The following is a 17,804-nucleotide window of genomic DNA, read 5'->3' as shown; positions in this document are numbered from 1 at the left end:
TGTCCGCTGTAGCCGGGAGCCATTCATAGCTTTTGGCTAAAATCACCCGGCCAGCTCGCGTAAGATAAGGCTTCAGCATTGTTGAAACATTGATAGGTAGCAGTGACCCACAAAGAGTATCGGCCGACCATCGCACAGGTCCGGTCCTTCGCGACGATCGCAGAGCACGGCCACTTCGGCACCGCGGCGGCGCACCTGGGCATTTCCCAGCCCTCGCTCTCGCAGGCTCTCGCGACCCTGGAGCAGGGGCTCGGCGTGCAGCTGATCGAGCGCTCAACCCGGAAAGTCATCGTGACCCCGATGGGGCGGTCGCTGCTGCCCTTCGCCCATGCCACGCTCGAGAGCGTGGACGCGCTCGTCGATCACGCCAATTCTGTGAAAGGCGGGCTGGGCAGCGCCCTGGTCGTGGGCATGATCCCGACGATCGCCCCCTTCATTCTCCCGGATTTCCTGCGTGCCCTCGATGAACCGCAGGCTGGGGATGCCCCCCAGATCGTGGAGGAGAAGACCCACCACCTGGTGGATGCCCTTCGGCAAGGGCGCATCGACGTCGCGGTGTTGGGCCTTCCGTTTGAGGACGCCGGGCTGACCACGATTCCCCTCTACGAGGAGGCGTTCGTGGTTGTCGTCCCAGAAGGCCACCCGATGGCCGGCCGCCGCGACCTGCGCGTCGCCGACCTCGAAAAACTCGACCTCCTGCTCCTCGACGAGGGGCACTGTTTGCGGGACCAGGTGATGGACCTGTGCCGCAGGGTGAATATGAGCCATGACCCCCGGCTGGCGGTGACCCGGGCAACGAGCCTGTCCACCGTGGTCCACCTCGTCGCCGCCGGGCAGGGCGCGACCCTCGTCCCGCTGAGCGCGGTGCCCAGCGAGTGCCAGCGCCCGGGCATCGGCCTGGCGACCTTCCACCCCGAGGAGAAAGCAGCAGGCCGCACGGTAGGGATCGCCCACCGCTCCAGCAGCGTGCGCACCGAGGACTACAAAGAGTTCGGCCGCATCCTCTCTGAGTCCTTTGCAGCGGTGCAGGACACCGCCCGGGCTGAGCTGACCGCTATCCTTGGTGAATAACCAGGCTGGCTAGGCGCACCTCGCCGGCCTCGTCGGTAGCGGCCAGGTCCACCATGCCCTCAAAGGCCCAGCCGTGGTCCTTCTCCGGGTCATCCAGAATCTGGCGCACCCGCCACTGGCCGGCCGCACCCTCCGGGTTCTCGTCGATGAGCACCATCGAGTTGGAACGGGCGTCGGCGTCAACCCCCAGGTCCGCGTACTCCTCGAAGTAATCGTCCATGGCGGCGGGCCAGTCGGGGGCGTCCTCCAGGTAGGAATCCAGCTCCGCCAGCTGCTCCTCCTTCTCGAAGGCGAAGAGCTCCACGTGGCGGAACATGTGGTTGCGCACCATGCGTCGCAGGGCTCGCTTGTTGGCCGAGAGCGCGGAACTATCGGCAACCCCGAATGCGTGCTCCGTGACCTGCTCCTCGGTCAGCGGGGCATCCGGGTCGGAGAAGGTGGCCCACTCATCCAGCAGGGAGGAGTCCACCTGGCGGATAAGCTCGCCCAGCCACTCGATGATGTCCTCGAGCTCCTCCGTGCGGTAGCTCTGTGGCACCGAGTGATCCAGGGTGCGCCACGCGTCGGTCAGGTAGCGCAGCACCACGCCCTCAGAACGCCCCAAACGGTAGGTGGCGATGATGTCGGAGAAAGTCATGCCCTTTTCGATCATGTCCCGCAGGACCGACTTGGGGGAGATGTCGAAGTCCTTCGCCCAGGGGTTGGATTCGCAGAAGATGTCGAAGGCATTGTCGAGGGAGTCGGCCAGCGGCTGCGGGTAGGTGACGTCCTCGAGGATGTTCATCCTCTCGGTGTAGTCCACGCCCTCCGCCTTGAGCGCGGCGAGCTCCTCATCGCGGGCTGCGCGTTGCTGGCCGCTGAGTACCTGACGGGGGTCGTCGAGAACCGCCTCGAAAGTGGAGATCACGTCCAGGGTGAACTCCGGGGACTCCGGGTCGAGCAGGTCTAGGGCAGCCAGCGCGAACGGGGCCAGCGGTTGGTTAAGCGCGAAGTCCCGCTGCAGCTCCTGGGTCAGGCGGGCGTCCTTCCCGGACGGCGTGTCCGCCGCGAACTCCTCGACCACCTCGGAGCGGAGCAGGCCACGGTAGAGCTCGATCGTGGTGCGGATATGAGCGTTCTGCTTCGCGCGTGTCTCGTGGGTGCTGCGGAGCAGGCGCTTGAGTGCGGCGAAGGTCCACTCCTTGCGGGCGACGATGTTCAGCAGCATCGAGTTACTCATCGTGAACTGGCTGACCAGCTCTTCTGGCTCCGCGGTGAGCAGGCGTTCGTACGTGGACTCGGACCAGGTGGTTCGGCCCTGTGGCGCGGACTTCTTGCGCAGTCGCTTGAGCTTCTTCGGGTCCGTCCCAGCGCGCTGGCGGAGCCGGAAGTTCTCAATCTCGTGTTCCGGCGCCTGGACGACGACGGTGCCTTCCGTGTCGTAGCCTGCGCGTCCTGCTCGTCCGGCGATCTGGTGGAACTCCCGCGACTTCAGGATGCGGTGTCGTTCACCGTCGAACTTCGCTAGCTCCGTCATGAGCACCGAGCGGATCGGGACGTTGATCCCCACGCCCAGGGTGTCGGTGCCGCAGATGACGGTCAGCAGGCCCTGCTGGGCGAGCTGCTCCACCAGGCGCCGGTATTTCGGCAGCAGGCCGGCGTGGTGGACACCAATCCCGCGGCGTAGCAGTTTGGATAGGGTCTTGCCGAAGCTAGTGGTGAACTTGAAGTTCCCGATCGCCTCGGCGATCGCCTTCTTCTTTTCTTCGCTGACCAGGCTCAGGCTCGTCAGCGCCTGGGCGCGCTCGATGGCCTCGCGCTGGGTGAAATGCACGACGTAGACCGGGGTCTTGCCGTTCTTGACCAGCTCCTCGATGGTCTCGTGCACCGGGGTGTAGACGTAGTCGAAACTCAGCGGAACCGGGCGGACGGAGCCAGAAACGTGGGTGCAGGGCCTGCCGGTGCGGCCGGTCAGGTCCTTCTCCAGCCACGCGGTGTCGCCCAGCGTGGCGCTCATCAGCAGGAACTGAGCGTGGGGGAGTTCCAGGAGGGGAACCTGCCAAGCCCAGCCACGGTCGGGCTCGGAGTAGTAGTGGAACTCATCCATGACCACCTGGTCGACCTGCGCATCCTTGCCGTCGCGCAACGCGATATTGGCGAGAATCTCGGCGGTGGCGCAGATGATGGGGGCACCACCATTGACGGTCGCATCACCGGTCATCATGCCCACATTCTCAGGGCCAAAGGTTGCGCAGAGGTCGAAGAACTTCTCGCTGACCAGGGCCTTGATCGGTGCGGTGTAGAAACTGCGCTGCCCGCGCGCCAGCGCCACGAAGTGGGCCGCCAGGGCCACCATGGACTTCCCGGACCCCGTGGGGGTTGCCAGGATGACGTGGTCCTGGGCGACCAGCGCCGTGGCTGCCTCCTTCTGCGCCTCGTAGAGGCTGATCCCGCGGTCTTCCGTCCACCGCAAGAAGGACGCCAACACGGCGTCGTCAATGAGCCCTTCAGGGACCTCGTCGAGGTCGGGGAGTAGGTCGGCCAGCTGGGCAGCGATTCCCACTACTGTGAGTCTCCTTCATCGTCGTCGTGTGGGTCGTTGCTATCGGTGGGATCCGCCGGATCCTCCCCGCCTGCCGCGGAATCGGTATCCGCCGCGTCATTCATGCGGGCCAGGAATGCCTCGAACTCGGCGCCCAGCTCCTCGCCAGTGGGGATGTCCTGTCCTGGCTCGAGCAACGAACTCTTCTTCTTTCGAAGCCTACGGACTTCCTTGTCGTACTGCTGCTCGAGGGCCCCAACGACGGTAGCGATTTCGTGGGACTCCTCCGTCTGCTGTGCGAGCTGCTGCTGTACGCGCGACATATCCTTCTCCAGCGCCTTCAACGGCAGTTCGCGGTCGGCAAGGTCGCCGAAGGCCTTCAGCAGCGCGTAGCTTGCCTCTGGGTACTCTGAACCCGCGATGTAATGCGGCACATGGGCCGTGAGCCCAATGGCGTCGAATCCCGCGGCAGACAGCTGCATCTCGGTCTCGAGCGCAGCAGCCCCCGGGATCACCAGCCGTGCGTCCCACGTGTGGTAATCCCGCACCAGGGAGGGGTCCGAAGCGTGCGCGGAAATCACCAGCGGGCGGGTGTGCGGCACCGTCATCGGGGCAGCATAGAAGGAAATCGCCCGGGAGACATTCGCTCGCTGCGCCAACTCCATGATGGCGTGGCCGAATGCCTCCCACTTCAGGTCCGGCTCTGGGCCGGCGACCAGCAGGAACGGCCGGTCGTTGACGTCCTTGACGATGCGCACGTCCAGGCTGAGCTTGTCGGACTTGGTGATCCGATTCTGGTCGATCGTGATGCTGGGGCGCCGTGCGCGGTAATCCAGTAGATCATCGAGGTTGAAGCTGGCGACAACCGAGCTATCCAGAGCCTCCAGGAGGTGATTTCCGCTAACAGCGATGGCCTGGCCCGCATCGGCATAGCCCTGGAGCGCGATCAGCATCGGAATACCCTCGTCCGGCGAATCCGCCTCCAGCGGAACGGGATATTCCATCTCATACATGGTGTTCCGGGGACGGCGGCTAAAAGAATTGTCCTGAGGCATCGTCTTTGCGCTCCCTTTCTTTACAACGACTGCGGGGCAGCGGGCCGGGGATCTCGGCATTAACCGAGTTCAGGCCAGCCAAAATACGTGGCGGGCTCCGGCGTGGGGAAGTTATCCACAGTCCAAGGCGTGTCCACAGAGCCCTGGCGGTTCTCCTCCGCAGACCAACGCTGCTGCGCTGGGGCTGACCGGGTGATCGAGCACACTTTGTTCATGAGATCACACGATTCACGTCATTCCAACAACAACGACCATCGCAATATTCCCCACGAGACCACCGCCGCGCGGTCCCAGACACCCGGCAATAGGCTGCGGGGCCTACAAGGCGGCGACACCGCACCAACCGGGCAGCGCGACATCTCCCTGGGATCCGACCCCGGGGCTCTGCTCGCAGGGCTACCAGCCATGCTCGGTTTCACACCGCAGGACTCCTTGGTACTCATCGGACTCCAACCGTTCAGCAAGGACGGGCCACCTCGAGGCAGCAACCCGGGTGACCGCGGCACCACACACGCCACCGTCACCTTTCAGGTGGGCCCCGTCGTGAGAGCCGACCTGGACGGTGATAGCACCGAGGAGGCCCTCGACACCTTCTGTGCCGCATTGGGGGCTCCCATCTCGGACACCGTGCCGACGGATCAATGCCCGCAGGTGATCATCCTCGTTATCGGTGGCACCCCGGCCCGCGCCGTCGACGTATTCACTGACACACGCGCCCAACTCGCCCTGGCCGGAATTCCCGTGCACACCAGCCACTGGGCCCAGGAGATCGCAGACCACCAAGAGTGGGCGACATATGACCTCCACACCCAACTATGGGTGGACGAGGGGACCATCCCGGTACAAAGCGCCAACCCAGTAGCCCTCCACGCGGGGGTGACCAATGCCCTGAACTTCGCAGCTCGCGAGGACATGGAATGCTGGCTGGACCAACAGAACCCACCCCTGGCCGGGCAGCCGAACCCGCAGTGCCTGGATGCCGCCCTCCGTCAGTTGTTGGCGAAAACAGAAGAGATAATCGATGGTCTCACCACAGTGGAGGATGCAATGGCAGACCTGGCGCTGCTGAGCGCGATCGCCGGACTCTGCGGCGACCCGCGCAGCCAGGCTTTCCTCATCACCGCATCGATAGGCATGCCTTCGCCCGTCATCCGCTCACTTCTCGCCGCAACTGCGCGCCACACAGCCGGCGACGTGAGAAGCAATGTGCTCTACGTGCTCACCCAGGTACTCGTCGGGAATGGGGAAGGAGTAGTCGCATTCCACACCGCGCGCCGGGCAGTCTGCGAGGCGACCAGCGCCATAGGATGGAAGGATAACCAGGTGCTCGTCATAGCCCTGAAAACCGGCCTCGCGCTCCAGATCGTCAAGGATAAGGTCGCAATCGCCACAGAGGTCCTGAACGGGAAGAACCCGCACGAACACGTCCCGGCCGACACTCGGGAGGCCTTCATGCGGGTGCTTGACTGGGATGCCGTTGAACACCTACGTCACCTCGACACCGAGGGAGGTAAGCTCGCGAAACCTTAGCGGCGGGGAGCGGAGTGGGCCGCATCGCCCAGCGCGGAGGTAAACCGCCAAGCGTCCGACACCACCGTCTTCAGATCCGAGAGTTTCGGCTCCCATCCCAGCTCAGCGATAGCCTTCGCGCTCGAGGCGATGAGCACTGCCGGGTCTCCGGCGCGCCGAGGAGCCTCGATCGCCGGGATCTCGGCCCCGGTGACCTCCCGGCAGGTGTCGATGACCTCCCGGACGCTGAACCCATCACCGCTACCAAGGTTGAAGATCCGGTGCTCGCCGGCCACATTGGACGTCGCAGCCAGCACGTGGGCATCCGCGAGGTCCTTGATGTGGATGTAGTCGCGCACTGCTGTGCCGTCCTTGGTGGGCCAATCGGAGCCGAAGATGCTGATCGACTCGCGGTGGCCCAGAGCGACCTGCAGGACGATCGGGATCAGGTGGGTCTCCACCTCACGGTTCTCACCGAACTGCTGATAGGCGCCCGCGACGTTGAAATAGCGCAGGCTCGTCGCCGCCAGGCCGTAGGCCTTGGCGTAGGAGGAGAGCATGTAGTCGATCGTCAGCTTCGAGGCACCGTAGGGGTTCGTCGGGGCCGTGGGCATGTCCTCCGTAATGGGCACCTGTTCCGGTTCGCCATAGCATGCAGCGGTGGAGGAGAAGACGATGTTCTTCACGCCTGCTTCGCGCATCGCGTCCAGCAGCGTGAGGGTTGTGACGACATTGTGGTGCCAGTAGGCATCCGGCTGCTCCACGGATTCGCCCACGAGAGATCGCGCGGCGAAGTGGAAGACGGCGGCGAAATCGCCATCCGCCAGAACCTTGCTGGCCACATCGGCAATGTCGCCTTCCACGAAGTTCGCCTTCGGGTGGATCGCGGACCGATTGCCGGTGCTCAGGTTATCCACGACGGTGACGTGGAATCCGTTTTCAACGAGGACAGCAGTGCACACGCTGCCCACGTAGCCCGCACCACCGGTGACGAGGACGTTGCTGCCAGGTTCAATTGCGTTGTGTTCAGTCACTGTGGGGGCTTTCTTCAATCGAGGAATGCGAGGTCTGGCGGGGCCGGGAGGCGTCGAGGTGGTTAAGCGCCCGACACGTTGCGTACGCGGACCGCGTGCGCCAGCTCGCTGGGGATAGCGACCTCGGCGGACTCGCCACGCAGAATGAGGTGATCCTCAGTCGGGATGACGGTGACAGTGACACCTGGGAGAATGCCCGCCTGGCGCAGCCGCTTCATCAAGGAGCCCTCGACCTGGACGATCTCGTTAAAGCTGGCGACCACGGCCTCGTGCTCCTCGCCGGTAGCCAGGTCGGCGGCGCGAACCGAATTCGGGTCTTCCGCCACGGCCGTCTGGGCGAAATCCGCATCGTCCGCTGCCTGTTCGGTCAGGAAATTCAGCCCCGGGATGGGGTTGCCGAAGGGGGAGGTGTCGTGCTCGTCGAGAACCTCAACGAGGCGCTGCTCGACCTCGTCACTCATGACGTGCTCCCAACGGCAGGCCTCGTCGTGAACCTTGTCCCACGGCAGGCCGATCACGTCGGTCAGCAGGCGCTCGGCGAGGCGGTGCTTGCGCATCACGGCGGTCGCGAGTGCCCGGCCCTCGTCGGAGAGCTTCAGGGAGCGGTCCTTCTCAATGGAGAGCAGACCATCGCGCTCCATGCGGGCCACCGTCTGGCTCACCGTGGGGCCGGACTGCTCAAGCCGCTCGGCGATCCGGGCGCGCAGCGGCGGGATGCCCTCTTCCTCGAGCTCGTAAATCGTCCGGAGGTACATCTCCGTGGTGTCTACTAGGTCTCGCACCCTACTCGCCCTTTCTCACCTTTCGAGCTGATGAAAGCCTCGAAAAAATCAACGCCTCAACCATACATCCCCGGTCCTGGGGAGTGGCGCACTATACGGCGTATTCGCGGAGCTTGTCCGCGCGCTGGCCCTCCCGTAGCTTCGCCATGACCTCGCGCTCGATCTGGCGCACGCGCTCACGGGAGAGACCGAACTGACGGCCGATCTGGTCCAATGTGCGGGGCAGGCCATCATCGAGGCCATAGCGCAGGGTGATGACATCCTGCTCTCGCTGCTCCAGCGTGGCCAGCACGGAGCGGATGTCGGAGTGGCGCAGGCTGGCGACGACCGCAGCTTCGGCGTCCTCTGCCTCGGAGTCCTCGATGAAGTCGCCCAACGGGGCTTCCTCGTCGGTGCCGACGGGCATGTCGAGGCTCACCGGGTCGCGGGACTGCTTCATCAGCATCTCGATCCGATCCTCCGGGATCCCCGACTCCGCAGCCAGCTCCTCGTACGTCGCCTCACGGCCCAGGTGCTGGTACATCTCGCGCTTGATGCGGGAGAGCTTATTGACTTGCTCCACCAGGTGCACCGGCAGGCGAATAGTGCGCGACTGGTCCGCCATGCCGCGGGTGATCGCCTGGCGGATCCACCAGGTGGCGTAAGTGGAGAACTTGAAGCCCTTCTTGTAATCGAACTTCTCCATCGCGCGGATGAGCCCCAGGTTGCCCTCCTGGATCAGGTCCAGCAGTGGCATGCCACGGCCCGTGTAGCGCTTGGCCAACGAGACCACGAGGCGCAGATTCGCCTCAAGCAGGTGAGTACGTGCGGCCTTGCCTTCGCGTGCCAGGATCTTCACATCGCGCTTCTTCGCACGAGTCAACGGCTCGCCGCTCTTGAGCAGCTGCTCCGCATACAGCCCGGCCTCAATGCGCTGGGAGAGTTCAACCTCGTCCTCAGCGGTCAGCAGGGCAGTCTTACCGATGCCGTTCAGGTAGACGCGGACGAGGTCGGCCGAAGGGTTCTCGTTATTGCCTCGGCGCCGACGGCGGTCAGTATTCTGCTCCTGCTGCGAAGAATCATCCTTGGCGGACGTCGCGCGGGCGGAATCACTGCCGCTGGTGGACTTGCTCATGCAGTTAGGTCTCCTCTTGAGCTCACGATGGGCATCCGACGGGGCGCTATTTTTGAGGCGCTAATACAACCAACGGCCGAGGCTCGGGTTTTGTTCCCAGGCCCAGACCAACCGTCGGGGCGGAGAACGCCTACACCCCACAAACGGGGCTAGCTACCCCAAGCATCGCCTGCCTAACACTCGACCAACACGGTATAGGGCCCCTCGTTGACTGAGCTGACCTGCATATCAGCCCCGAACTCGCCAGTTTCAACGTGGATCCCACGGTCCCGAAGCCCCTGGACAATGCTTTCAATCACCGGCTCCGCAGCCGGTCCCGGCATCGCCTCCGACCAGCTGGGGCGCCGACCCCGCTTCGTCTTTCCCATCAGGGTGAACTGGCTGACCACCAGCACGGAACCGCCCACCTCCTCAACCGACAGATCCCGTTGACCACCCCACGGCTCACCCGAGGCAGGGAACAACCGCAGCTCCGCGATCTTGCGCACCATCGTCTCCCAGGCGTCGGCGGCGTCGTCCTTGCCGCTGCCGATGAGGGCAAGCAACGCCGGACCGGAGACCTCACCGACCCGACGGACCTCACCGGATTCATCTCGGACGTCGACGCTGGCCTGGCTCACCGTGCTGATAACTGCCTTCATGGTCCTCCTCTTAACCTTCTGCCCAGTCGACCAGACTGCTCGGTACCACGATGCCGTGGCGTACGAGGTCGACGATGATCCCCAGCATTCTCTCCGCCAGGACTTCCTCATAATCTTCGCCTGCAGCACCCAGGTCCTCGCCCTCGGCAGGTCCAGTCACAGCGGCATAGAGACCCAGCACATCCTCCAGAGCCAAGCCCTCCGGATTCAGACCCGCGAGGATGGATTCCACCGCGGCATCGATCTCATGCGTCCACGCCGGACCGTCCGTCCTGGCCAGGCGCAGACACAGCTCCCGGAACCCCTGCCCGGCCTCCGCATCGGCCTGCCGTACCAACTCGGTGGCCACCCCCGGGCGCACGGCAAACCGCTCGCCCAGGACATCCTCGGCGGAGACATCGGTCAGCCACTGACTCCGGATGAACCACTCAGCCACCTCAGCACCCAGCGGGGTACCCGGCACCATGGTGTCGGGCAGCTGCTCGACGGTGACCTCCGTGGAGCCATCAATCGCACGCAGGTGGGCAAAACCCAAGGCAATATGGCTGACCCCGTTCTCAGCCAGGTAGTCAAGCCACTGCCCAGCCTTCCGCCGGCCAGCCGGGGAGCGTGGGTCAATACCCTCGTCGCTCAGCCACGTCGTCACGTAGGTCTCCGGGTCCACATACTCCCGCACGAGGCCGTAGGCACGCACCCCCTCCGCCGGCAGCCAACGCCCCATCTTCGACGCCACGGAATCCTCGGCGGACACCGCCCAAGAGCACAGAATATGCGCCGTGCCGCCGGGGGAGAGATGCTCAGGAGCATGGGAGACTACGAGCTCGGTCGCACGGTCCAAGCCCAGCCCAGAATCGCGGTAAACATGCCCGACCTCCGGGGGCTGGACCACAAAAGGCGGATTCGACACGATGAGGTCGAAGCGCTCACCCGCCACGGGCTCGAACCAGGACCCCTCCCGCCACTCGATGCCGCTCGCGGAGGCTGCCTCAGCCGTGGAGAACTCGCCTCGTGCCTGGTCGAGCTGCGTGCCATTGACCGCGGCGAAGTCTAACGCTCGGCCACTAATATCCGTCCCCACCACCTGCGCCTCGGGGTAGGCCAATTGCAAGGCCAAGCTCAGCGCCCCGCCACCGCAACCCAGGTCCAGGATCCGCCGTGGGGAGGGCAGCCACGGATTGTCCGCCGGCGGGATGGCCCGAAGCAGCGACCGGGGAGCGTTGCCCAGGCCCGGCACGTGATCGTCCGGGGTGGGCTCCTGCGGCCACAGGCCAGCGTCCGGATCCGACGCGAGCAGGAATTCTCCACCCAGGCCTGATGCATCGCCATCCGCATCACCGAACAGGTGTGGGAAGGAGTACGGGCGGATATCCACCCGCAACTGCAGCTCATCCGCACTACCGGGCAGAGAGGTGATCAGGCGGGCGTCGATGGCGCGCCGGGTGAGGTCTGTGCCGATGAGCTCCTGCCACGTCGCCAAGGCAGCCGGTTCCCGCAAGACGAAAAGCTCCACGAGTTGGGCAGTACCCGCGGCGCCGGGGGAGCTGCGCCGGCTATAGGCGCGGACCGCGCGTAGCGCTCCGGCAGGGTTGGCGAGGTTGAGAGCGCGGAGGCCAGCCTCGCCCAGGACGCCCTCGAGCAGGGTGGTGCTGAGTCCGCGTTCACGGGCAACGGCGAGCAGGCCACCGAGAGCCTCGCGGGCGGGCTGGGAGGTCAGTTGCATGCTGGAAGGGTGGGTTGTCACTGCGGGGTGTGCCTTCTTGTCTCGGTTGTGGTTGGGAACTGGCTCTTCGTGTCGCCGCTGAAGCAATGATCTCTTCGCGGGCGCTGGGGCAGTCGCAAGCTGTACGTCCCCCGTGGTGATGGCCGGGCTAGTCCTCGGACTCGTGGTCAATGACGGGGTGGCGGTCGGTGGAGTCCACCTCGCTGGGCTCCAGCTGCCGCTGTGGGTTCGTTGCCTGAGAGAGCTGTGAATTGGCCATCGCCGCCCGGTTGGCCCGCACGAGGCCAGGCTTATAAACCTTTTCCGACTCCTTGGTGGCTTCCCCGGACTCGTTGGCGAGCATGACCGCGACCCAGGGCAGCGGAACACTGATGAACGCCACCACCGCGCCCAACATCAGGTTGTTGGTGACCCACAGCAGGATCACGGCCAGGACAAGCACCGGGATGCGTGCAATCTGTAGCCCCAAATAGAGGCGACGCCGGTGGTGCCAGTCCTCCAGCTGCGACTTCTTCGCATCGGTGATCCGGTCTACCCGCTTGCCAGGTCGGCGGAAACGGCGCACCCCGGTGGCTGAACTGCCCCGGGCGCGACCGGCACGTTTCTCTGCTGCTGACATACCGTCTACGGTAGTACGAGAGTCAATTGTGGGAAGCCCTCAGGGGCAAGATGGAGGATTGTGAGCGCCACGAGCACCAGCACGCTGGAACGTCCGAAGGTTGATGAGCGGGAGCAGACCCAGGACGACACCCCAAAGTTTTTCCACTACGTCAAGAAGGACCAGATCGTGGAGTCGGCGGTCATGGGCCGGCTGGTGGTTGCACTGTGCGGTGAGACCTTCCCGGTGACCAAGCAGGCAAAACCGGGTTCCCCGGTGTGCCCGGAGTGCGAGGAAATTTACCAGAGCCTGCGTAAGAAGTAGGTCCGATCCAAGGTGAAAAGAACCCTCCGTGCCTGGCAGCAGGAGGCCCTGGACCTCTACCAGGAGCAGCAGCCGCGGGACTTCCTTGCGGTCGCAACCCCGGGTGCCGGTAAGACCACCTTCGCCCTGACGCTGGCGTCGATGTTGCTGGAGAAGCGCGTTGTCCAGCGACTCGTCATCGTGGTTCCCACCGAGCACCTGAAGGTCCAGTGGGCGCTCTCCGCCGCTGCCATGGGGATTGCCCTCGACGCTGAGTTTTCCAACTCCTCGCCATTCAACAACGCCTTCGACGGCGTGGCCGTGACCTATGCCCAGGTCGGCATGAAGCCCACCAAGCACTATCAGGTCGCCACCGCCCAGAAGACTCTGGTGATCCTCGACGAGATCCACCACGCGGGTGACGCGAAGAGCTGGGGAGACGGCGTGCGCTTGGCTTATGCCCACGCTGAGCGTCGACTGGCGCTGACCGGTACCCCGTTCCGCTCCGACGATGCGCAAATCCCCTTCGTGGACTACATCGAGGTGCCGGGCACCGACGGCGCGCTGGAATCGCGTGCGGACTATACCTACGGGTACTCGGAGGCCCTGCGCGACGGCGTGGTCCGGCCGGTGGTTTTCATGGCCTACTCCGGCCACGCCCGGTGGCGCTCCAGCGCGGGCGAGGAGTTCGAAGCCCGGCTGGGTGAAACACTTACCCCGGAGCAGACCGCCCGCGCATGGCGGACGGCGCTGGACCCGAAGGGGGAGTGGATCCCCGCGGTCTTAAAGGCCGCCCACACCCGCCTGCTGAAGCTGCGTACCCACATCCCGGACGCCGGCGGTCTCGTCATCGCGACCGACAAGACGACCGCCCGCGCCTACGCCAAGATCCTGTCGACGATCAGCAGCACCCCGGTCACCGTCGTGCTTTCCGACGAGGTCGGTGCCTCCGACCGCATTAAGGAGTTCTCGGCCAGCCAGGACGAATGGATGGTCGCGGTGCGCATGGTCTCGGAGGGCGTGGACGTGCCCCGCCTGGCGGTGGGTGTTTATGCCACGAGCGCTGCGACCCCGCTGTTCTTCGCGCAGGCGATTGGTCGCTTCGTCCGTTCCCGCCGTAAGGGCGAGTCCGCCAGCGTGTTCCTGCCCAGCGTGCCGGTGCTGTTGGATCTGGCGTCCAAGCTGGAAAAGCAGCGCAACCACGTGCTGGGCGCGCCGAAGAAGGACGAGGAAGGCTGGGACGATGAACTGCTGGCCCAGGCCAATCGCGAGGAGAACGAGCCGGACGAGCTGACGACCTACGAGTCCGTCGGCGCGGAGGCCGAGCTGGACTCCTTGATTTACGACGGCTCGACCTACGGCACGACCACGCTGGCCGGTTCCGCGGAGGAACAGGATTACCTGGGTCTGCCGGGGCTGCTGGACGCGGAGCAGATGCGCACCCTGCTGAAGCAGCGGCAGGCCGACCAGGTCGAGGCACGCGCCCGCGAAGCCGAGGAGCGTAAGCGCCGGGAGGCCGAAGAGCGGCGCAGCGGCGGGGCTGCCGGTGGAATGAGCGGCGCGGAGGCGCACCGTCGCCGCGTTGCCAGCGAGGAGCTGCCCGCCCTGCGCAAGGAGCTCAACGCGCTGGTGAACATGACCGCGGCACGAACCGGTAGACCACAGGGCGCGATCCACAACGAGGCTCGCCGCAACTGCGGTGGGCCCCCGACGGCGCTGTGCACCGCTGAGCAGCTGCGAGACCGCATCGCCTACCTGCGCGACTGGTAGGCTGTGCCCTCATGCCGGGTACACCGCAGCCCGGGAAGGGCTATTAGATAAATTCCGAGAAAGGATCGTTGAGGCGAGATGGCGAAGAAGAATCCTGCTGGTGGCCAGCCGGCCGTACCGGCCCGCGCACCCCAGGTAGCCAGCCGGATGTCGCTGGCCGCGCTGATCCTGGGAGTGCTTGCCCTCCCGGCTGGCCTGCTCCCGCTAATCGGCATTTTTGTGGCGATGATGGCGCTGGTCGTGGCGATCGTTGCCCTCATCCGGGCGAACCGCCACGGCACGGCGCGAACCTACCCCATCGTGGGGCTCGTGCTCGCGATCCTCGCGATGGGTCTTGCGCTGATCACCACGAAGGTGGCCACCGAGTTTCCGGAGCAGTGCCAGGGGCTCAGCGACGAGGAGCTTACCCAGTGCGTCAAGGAGCGCCGCGAAAACTAGGGGACAGATAGAGATAAAAACAACCGCCGGGTTTCCCGCCGGTTGTTTTCTTTTCCGGCCCCGCTATTGGCGGGCACGGCGTGTGGGTTAGTCCAGGTAGTCCCGCAGAACCTGGGAGCGGGATGGGTGGCGCAGCTTGGACATCGTCTTCGACTCGATCTGTCGGATGCGCTCGCGGGTCACGCCGTAAACCTGGCCGATCTCGTCCAGGGTGCGCGGCATGCCGTCGGTCAGGCCGAAGCGGAGCTTCACCACGCCGGCCTCACGCTCGGAGAGGGTGTGAAGGACGTCCTGCAGCTGATCCTGCAGGAGCGTGAAGGACACCGCGTCCACCGCGATGACTGCCTCGGAGTCCTCGATGAAGTCGCCCAGCTGGGAATCGCCCTCGTCGCCGATGGTCTGGTCCAGGGAGATTGGCTCGCGGGCGTACTGCTGGATCTCCAGCACCTTGTCGACCGTGATGTCCATCTCGCGGGCAAGTTCCTCCGGGGTGGGCTCGCGGCCAAGGTCCTGCAGCAGCTCGCGCTGAATGCGGCCGAGTTTGTTGATGACCTCCACCATGTGGACCGGGATGCGAATCGTGCGCGCCTGGTCGGCCATCGCACGCGTGATCGCCTGGCGGATCCACCAGGTGGCGTAGGTGGAGAACTTATAGCCCTTGGAGTAGTCGAACTTCTCCACCGCGCGGATCAGGCCCAGGTTGCCCTCCTGGATCAGATCCAGGAAGGCCATGCCACGGCCGGTGTAGCGCTTGGCCAGGGAGACCACGAGGCGCAGGTTCGCCTCCAGCAGGTGGTTCTTCGCCTTGCGGCCGTCGCGGTCGATCTCGCGCAGGTCGCGACGGTTCATGGGGGAGAGGCGTTCGCCGGACTCCTTGATCTGCTTCAGCCGGTAGTTCGCGTACAGGCCAGCCTCGATGCGCTTGGCCAGCGAGACCTCCTGCTCGGCGTTCAGCAGCGCGACCTTACCGATTTGCTTCAGATAAGCGCGGACGGAGTCCGCCGAAGCGGTCAGGGCTGCGTCGCGGCGGGCCTGGCGCAGGGCGGCGGACTCGTCCTCGTCCCACACGCTATCGTCGCGACCGTCCTTCGAGGTCGAGGACTCCTCTTCTTCGTCGTCCTCGTCTTCTTCCTCGTCGTCGGCGTCGTCCTCATCCTCGAGGTCGTCGTCCAGATCCTCGTCGAGGCCCTCATCCAGGTCCTCGTCGATGTCCTCCAGATCCGGTTCGACGTCGTGGTCGAACTTGTCGTCGACGTCCTCCGGATCCTCGTTGGCGGTGACCTCGGCGTCCTTACTCTTCGCCTCGATCTGCTCCTGCTTCTTCGCAGCAGCCGTCGCCTTGGTCGCCTTCTTTGCGGTCTTCTTGGCTGTCTTTTTCGCCGACTTCTTGGCAGCCTTCTTCGCCGTCTTCTTCGCGACCTTGCGGGTAGCCTTCTTGGCCGCCTTCTTTGCGGTCTTCTTCGCGACCTTCTTCGGCTCTTCGGCTGCCTCCTCCGAGGGAGACGCCGCCGTGTCTGCGGTGGCAGCTGCGACCGTGGTCTTCTTCGCGGCGGTGGCGCTCGTTACCTTCCGGGCCGTGCGGTTGACCGCCTTACGGGCCGTCTTCTTGGCGACTTTCCGTGCAGCAGTGCCAGACGTCCCGCTTGCGTCCTGGACGCTATTACCGCTGGTGGTCGAGTCTTGAGAAGCCACAGAAGCCCTTTCGGTCGGGGATTGTTGCAACGTACGGTGGTGATCGCCGGGAAGAGCCGACGAGCGCGCTGTACGTTTAGGAAGGTCACCCGCTTGGGGGTTTCCTGCCAGTCGCTATCCAAACTACGTTTGCTCGCCGTTTCCTGGTGGATAGCGACCAGGAAACGACGCATTCAGTTCTACTCGCCAGCATACGTCCACCAACGAGTTCGTGTCGGTGGCGTACAACCGACCCGGTCCACCGGGCGGTGTTCTACTGGCGAGCAGTTTCTCTGAGCAGCTGAAATGCTGGCTCTGGCGCTCAAGCGCCCAACGGCCGACAATTATAGCCAAGCTTTATGGCTCATGCCGTCTAGGGGCGCAGGTCCCAGGCAGCGGCGAGCCCTGCCCCAATAACGCCGGCGCTGTTGAAGTGGCGAGCGATGCTCACCCGGACCGAAGGCTCCTCGAGGTTAAGCATTGGCAGCCACCGTTCTGCCTCGGCGGAAATCCCGCCACCGAGGATCAGCTCCTGGGGGCGCAGCAGTGCGACATAGGTATTGAGTACTGTGCTCAACCGGCCCGCCCACTCGGGGAACGTGAGGTTTTGGCGGGCCTTCACCACGGCCGAGGCCCAACGCTCCGCTTTACTGGGGGAACCGTCGTCGGTCAACACCGTCAGGTGGCCCAGCTCGGTATTGGGGTACAGCCTCGCGCCACGGAAGAGCGCAGAGCCGATCCCAGTGCCCAAGGTCAGGAAAAGCCGGCTGTATTCCGGGTCGGCCGCCTCGTCGGCGCTAAACGGGCCACATTCAGAAATCCCAGCAGCGTCGGCGTCGTTGAGGAAGAACCACTCCACCTGGAGGGCGGAAGACCCCGATGCGCCACCCGATAACGCCTGTCGCAGGGCCTCGTCGAAAAGCGCAGCGGGACGGGTACCGACCCACGACGGCGCGATATTCGCTGCGGTGCGTGCCTCCTGGTTGGTCACCACGCTGGGAATGGCGACGCCGATCCGCAGCGCACGGAACCAGCCTGGGCTAGCAGGCGTGGTGAGCGCCGCGCCCACCTCCTGGGCGAGTGCCTGCGTTGCGAGAGCTGCGGCGGCGCCGGCAACCCTTTCGGGCGTGGCCGGTTGGGGAGTAGGGACGGTGAATCTTTCCCCGACGACGCAGTGGGAGCGGGTGTCGACGAAGCCTGCTTTGATCGCGGACCCACCGACGTCGATTCCCACGGTGATTCCGGCCCATTCGGCGCTACTGGCCTGCTCGGTGCTCATGGGTCTGAATGCTACACATCAGTGGTATCTGTGGAGGCATGACCGAGACCTTGTTGCTTGATAAAACCACCACCGACCACGCTCCGGCGGTAATCCCCGGCGGGGCGAGCGTGAACGAGCTGCAAGCCGCGGCTGAAGAGGTCGCGGCACTCGCCGCTGCCTTGGTGTTGCGCACTCGCCGGGAACGCACCGATGGTGAGGCGGTGGCGGGCTCCATCATCGAGCTGATGGGTTCGGCGATGCCGGTGGCTCAGACCAAGTCTTCCGCAGTCGACCCCGTCACCGAAGCAGACCGCGC

At 64.9% G+C, this 17,804-nt stretch carries 15 protein-coding genes and 1 pseudogene; 6 read left to right on the top strand and 10 right to left on the bottom strand.

The annotated features are described in order from the left end of the window. The first annotated feature begins 102 nt into the window (after positions 1 to 102). Positions 103 to 1,071, top strand: a complete 969-nt coding sequence (locus tag Q1V78_RS08475; protein WP_300613580.1) for a hydrogen peroxide-inducible genes activator — start codon at positions 103 to 105, stop codon at positions 1,069 to 1,071. Here the strand turns inward: Q1V78_RS08475 and Q1V78_RS08470 are convergent. Together Q1V78_RS08470 and Q1V78_RS08465 are read right to left on the bottom strand one after the other, a co-directional pair. Further along, the gene (locus Q1V78_RS08470; RefSeq protein ID WP_300613578.1) at positions 1,055 to 3,613 is read right to left on the bottom strand and encodes an RNA helicase; all 2,559 of its coding nucleotides are present in this window, start codon (positions 3,611 to 3,613) and stop codon (positions 1,055 to 1,057) included. The genes Q1V78_RS08475 and Q1V78_RS08470 overlap by 17 nt on opposite strands. Beyond that, positions 3,613 to 4,596 carry a PAC2 family protein gene (locus tag Q1V78_RS08465; RefSeq protein WP_300613576.1) on the bottom strand — a complete coding sequence of 328 codons (984 nt, stop codon included), beginning with the start codon at positions 4,594 to 4,596 and terminating at the stop codon, positions 3,613 to 3,615. The genes Q1V78_RS08470 and Q1V78_RS08465 overlap by 1 nt, the downstream gene beginning before the upstream one ends. 264 nt (positions 4,597 to 4,860) lie before the next feature. Between Q1V78_RS08465 and Q1V78_RS08460 the strand changes: the two genes are divergently transcribed. After that, positions 4,861 to 6,177: a DUF4192 domain-containing protein gene (locus Q1V78_RS08460; RefSeq protein ID WP_300613574.1), complete on the top strand. Its 1,317-nt coding sequence runs from the start codon at positions 4,861 to 4,863 to the stop codon at positions 6,175 to 6,177. On the opposite strand, the gene galE is transcribed toward Q1V78_RS08460, so the two are convergent. The 6 genes from galE to Q1V78_RS08430 form a co-directional block, all read right to left on the bottom strand. Continuing rightward, positions 6,174 to 7,190 (bottom strand): UDP-glucose 4-epimerase GalE, encoded by a 1,017-nt coding sequence (gene galE / locus Q1V78_RS08455; RefSeq protein ID WP_300613572.1) that lies wholly within the window; start codon positions 7,188 to 7,190, stop codon positions 6,174 to 6,176. The two genes, Q1V78_RS08460 and galE, sit on opposite strands and share 4 nt — an antisense overlap. 62 nt (positions 7,191 to 7,252) lie before the next feature. Further along, positions 7,253 to 7,972, bottom strand: coding sequence for a metal-dependent transcriptional regulator (locus Q1V78_RS08450; protein WP_300613571.1), 720 nt, complete (start codon positions 7,970 to 7,972; stop codon positions 7,253 to 7,255). A gap of 91 nt (positions 7,973 to 8,063) precedes the next feature. Beyond that, the gene (locus tag Q1V78_RS08445; protein ID WP_300613567.1) at positions 8,064 to 9,086 is read right to left on the bottom strand and encodes a sigma-70 family RNA polymerase sigma factor; all 1,023 of its coding nucleotides are present in this window, start codon (positions 9,084 to 9,086) and stop codon (positions 8,064 to 8,066) included. 173 nt (positions 9,087 to 9,259) lie between these two features. After that, a complete protein-coding gene (gene dtd / locus Q1V78_RS08440) occupies positions 9,260 to 9,727 on the bottom strand; it encodes a D-aminoacyl-tRNA deacylase (RefSeq protein ID WP_300613565.1) in 468 nt (155 codons plus the stop codon). Positions 9,728 to 9,737: 10 nt separating this feature from the next. Beyond that, the gene (locus Q1V78_RS08435) at positions 9,738 to 11,468 is read right to left on the bottom strand and encodes a methyltransferase (RefSeq protein ID WP_300613563.1); all 1,731 of its coding nucleotides are present in this window, start codon (positions 11,466 to 11,468) and stop codon (positions 9,738 to 9,740) included. Positions 11,469 to 11,595: 127 nt separating this feature from the next. After that, positions 11,596 to 12,066: a DUF3099 domain-containing protein gene (locus Q1V78_RS08430; RefSeq protein WP_300613562.1), complete on the bottom strand. Its 471-nt coding sequence runs from the start codon at positions 12,064 to 12,066 to the stop codon at positions 11,596 to 11,598. Between the two features lie 60 nt (positions 12,067 to 12,126). Here Q1V78_RS08430 and Q1V78_RS08425 point away from each other — a divergent pair, with 60 nt between their 5' ends. The 3 genes from Q1V78_RS08425 to Q1V78_RS08415 all read left to right on the top strand — a co-directional run bounded on the left by Q1V78_RS08425 (position 12,127) and on the right by Q1V78_RS08415 (position 14,556). Continuing rightward, on the top strand, positions 12,127 to 12,369 hold the full coding sequence (locus tag Q1V78_RS08425) for a DUF3039 domain-containing protein (RefSeq protein WP_012360147.1): 243 nt from the start codon (positions 12,127 to 12,129) through the stop codon (positions 12,367 to 12,369). Positions 12,370 to 12,381: 12 nt separating this feature from the next. After that, positions 12,382 to 14,118: a DEAD/DEAH box helicase gene (locus Q1V78_RS08420; RefSeq protein ID WP_300613558.1), complete on the top strand. Its 1,737-nt coding sequence runs from the start codon at positions 12,382 to 12,384 to the stop codon at positions 14,116 to 14,118. Between the two features lie 78 nt (positions 14,119 to 14,196). Further along, the gene (locus tag Q1V78_RS08415; protein ID WP_300613556.1) at positions 14,197 to 14,556 is read left to right on the top strand and encodes a DUF308 domain-containing protein; all 360 of its coding nucleotides are present in this window, start codon (positions 14,197 to 14,199) and stop codon (positions 14,554 to 14,556) included. A gap of 87 nt (positions 14,557 to 14,643) precedes the next feature. On the opposite strand, the gene Q1V78_RS08410 is transcribed toward Q1V78_RS08415, so the two are convergent. Both Q1V78_RS08410 and Q1V78_RS08405 read right to left on the bottom strand, forming a co-directional pair. Continuing rightward, entirely contained in the window at positions 14,644 to 16,248 is a 1,605-nt protein-coding gene (locus tag Q1V78_RS08410) for an RNA polymerase sigma factor (protein ID WP_300613554.1), read from the bottom strand. A gap of 352 nt (positions 16,249 to 16,600) precedes the next feature. Beyond that, positions 16,601 to 17,506 (bottom strand): ROK family protein, encoded by a 906-nt coding sequence (locus Q1V78_RS08405; RefSeq protein ID WP_300613552.1) that lies wholly within the window; start codon positions 17,504 to 17,506, stop codon positions 16,601 to 16,603. A 38-nt stretch (positions 17,507 to 17,544) separates the two neighbouring features. Here Q1V78_RS08405 and Q1V78_RS08400 point away from each other — a divergent pair. Then, positions 17,545 to 17,804, top strand: a pseudogene (locus tag Q1V78_RS08400) (myo-inositol-1-monophosphatase); the annotation flags it as partial.

Source organism: Corynebacterium sp. (assembly GCF_030152825.1).
In the GTDB taxonomy this organism is placed as follows: Bacteria; Actinomycetota; Actinomycetes; order Mycobacteriales; family Mycobacteriaceae; genus Corynebacterium.
The sequence above is the reverse complement of the archived record's forward strand: the minus strand, read 5'-3'. Positions and strand labels throughout refer to the sequence as shown.

Bases quoted from the DNA above. Each gene is read 5' to 3' on its own strand.
- Q1V78_RS08465 (WP_300613576.1), bottom strand. From the start codon at position 4,596: ATGGAATATCCCGTTCCGCTGGAGGCGGATTCGCCGGACGAGGGTATT.
- Q1V78_RS08460 (WP_300613574.1), top strand. From the start codon at position 4,861: ATGAGATCACACGATTCACGTCATTCCAACAACAACGACCATCGCAAT.
- Q1V78_RS08445 (WP_300613567.1), bottom strand. From the start codon at position 9,086: ATGAGCAAGTCCACCAGCGGCAGTGATTCCGCCCGCGCGACGTCCGCC.
- dtd (WP_300613565.1), bottom strand. From the start codon at position 9,727: ATGAAGGCAGTTATCAGCACGGTGAGCCAGGCCAGCGTCGACGTCCGA.
- Q1V78_RS08430 (WP_300613562.1), bottom strand. From the start codon at position 12,066: ATGTCAGCAGCAGAGAAACGTGCCGGTCGCGCCCGGGGCAGTTCAGCC.
- Q1V78_RS08415 (WP_300613556.1), top strand. From the start codon at position 14,197: ATGGCGAAGAAGAATCCTGCTGGTGGCCAGCCGGCCGTACCGGCCCGC.
- Q1V78_RS08405 (WP_300613552.1), bottom strand. From the start codon at position 17,506: ATGAGCACCGAGCAGGCCAGTAGCGCCGAATGGGCCGGAATCACCGTG.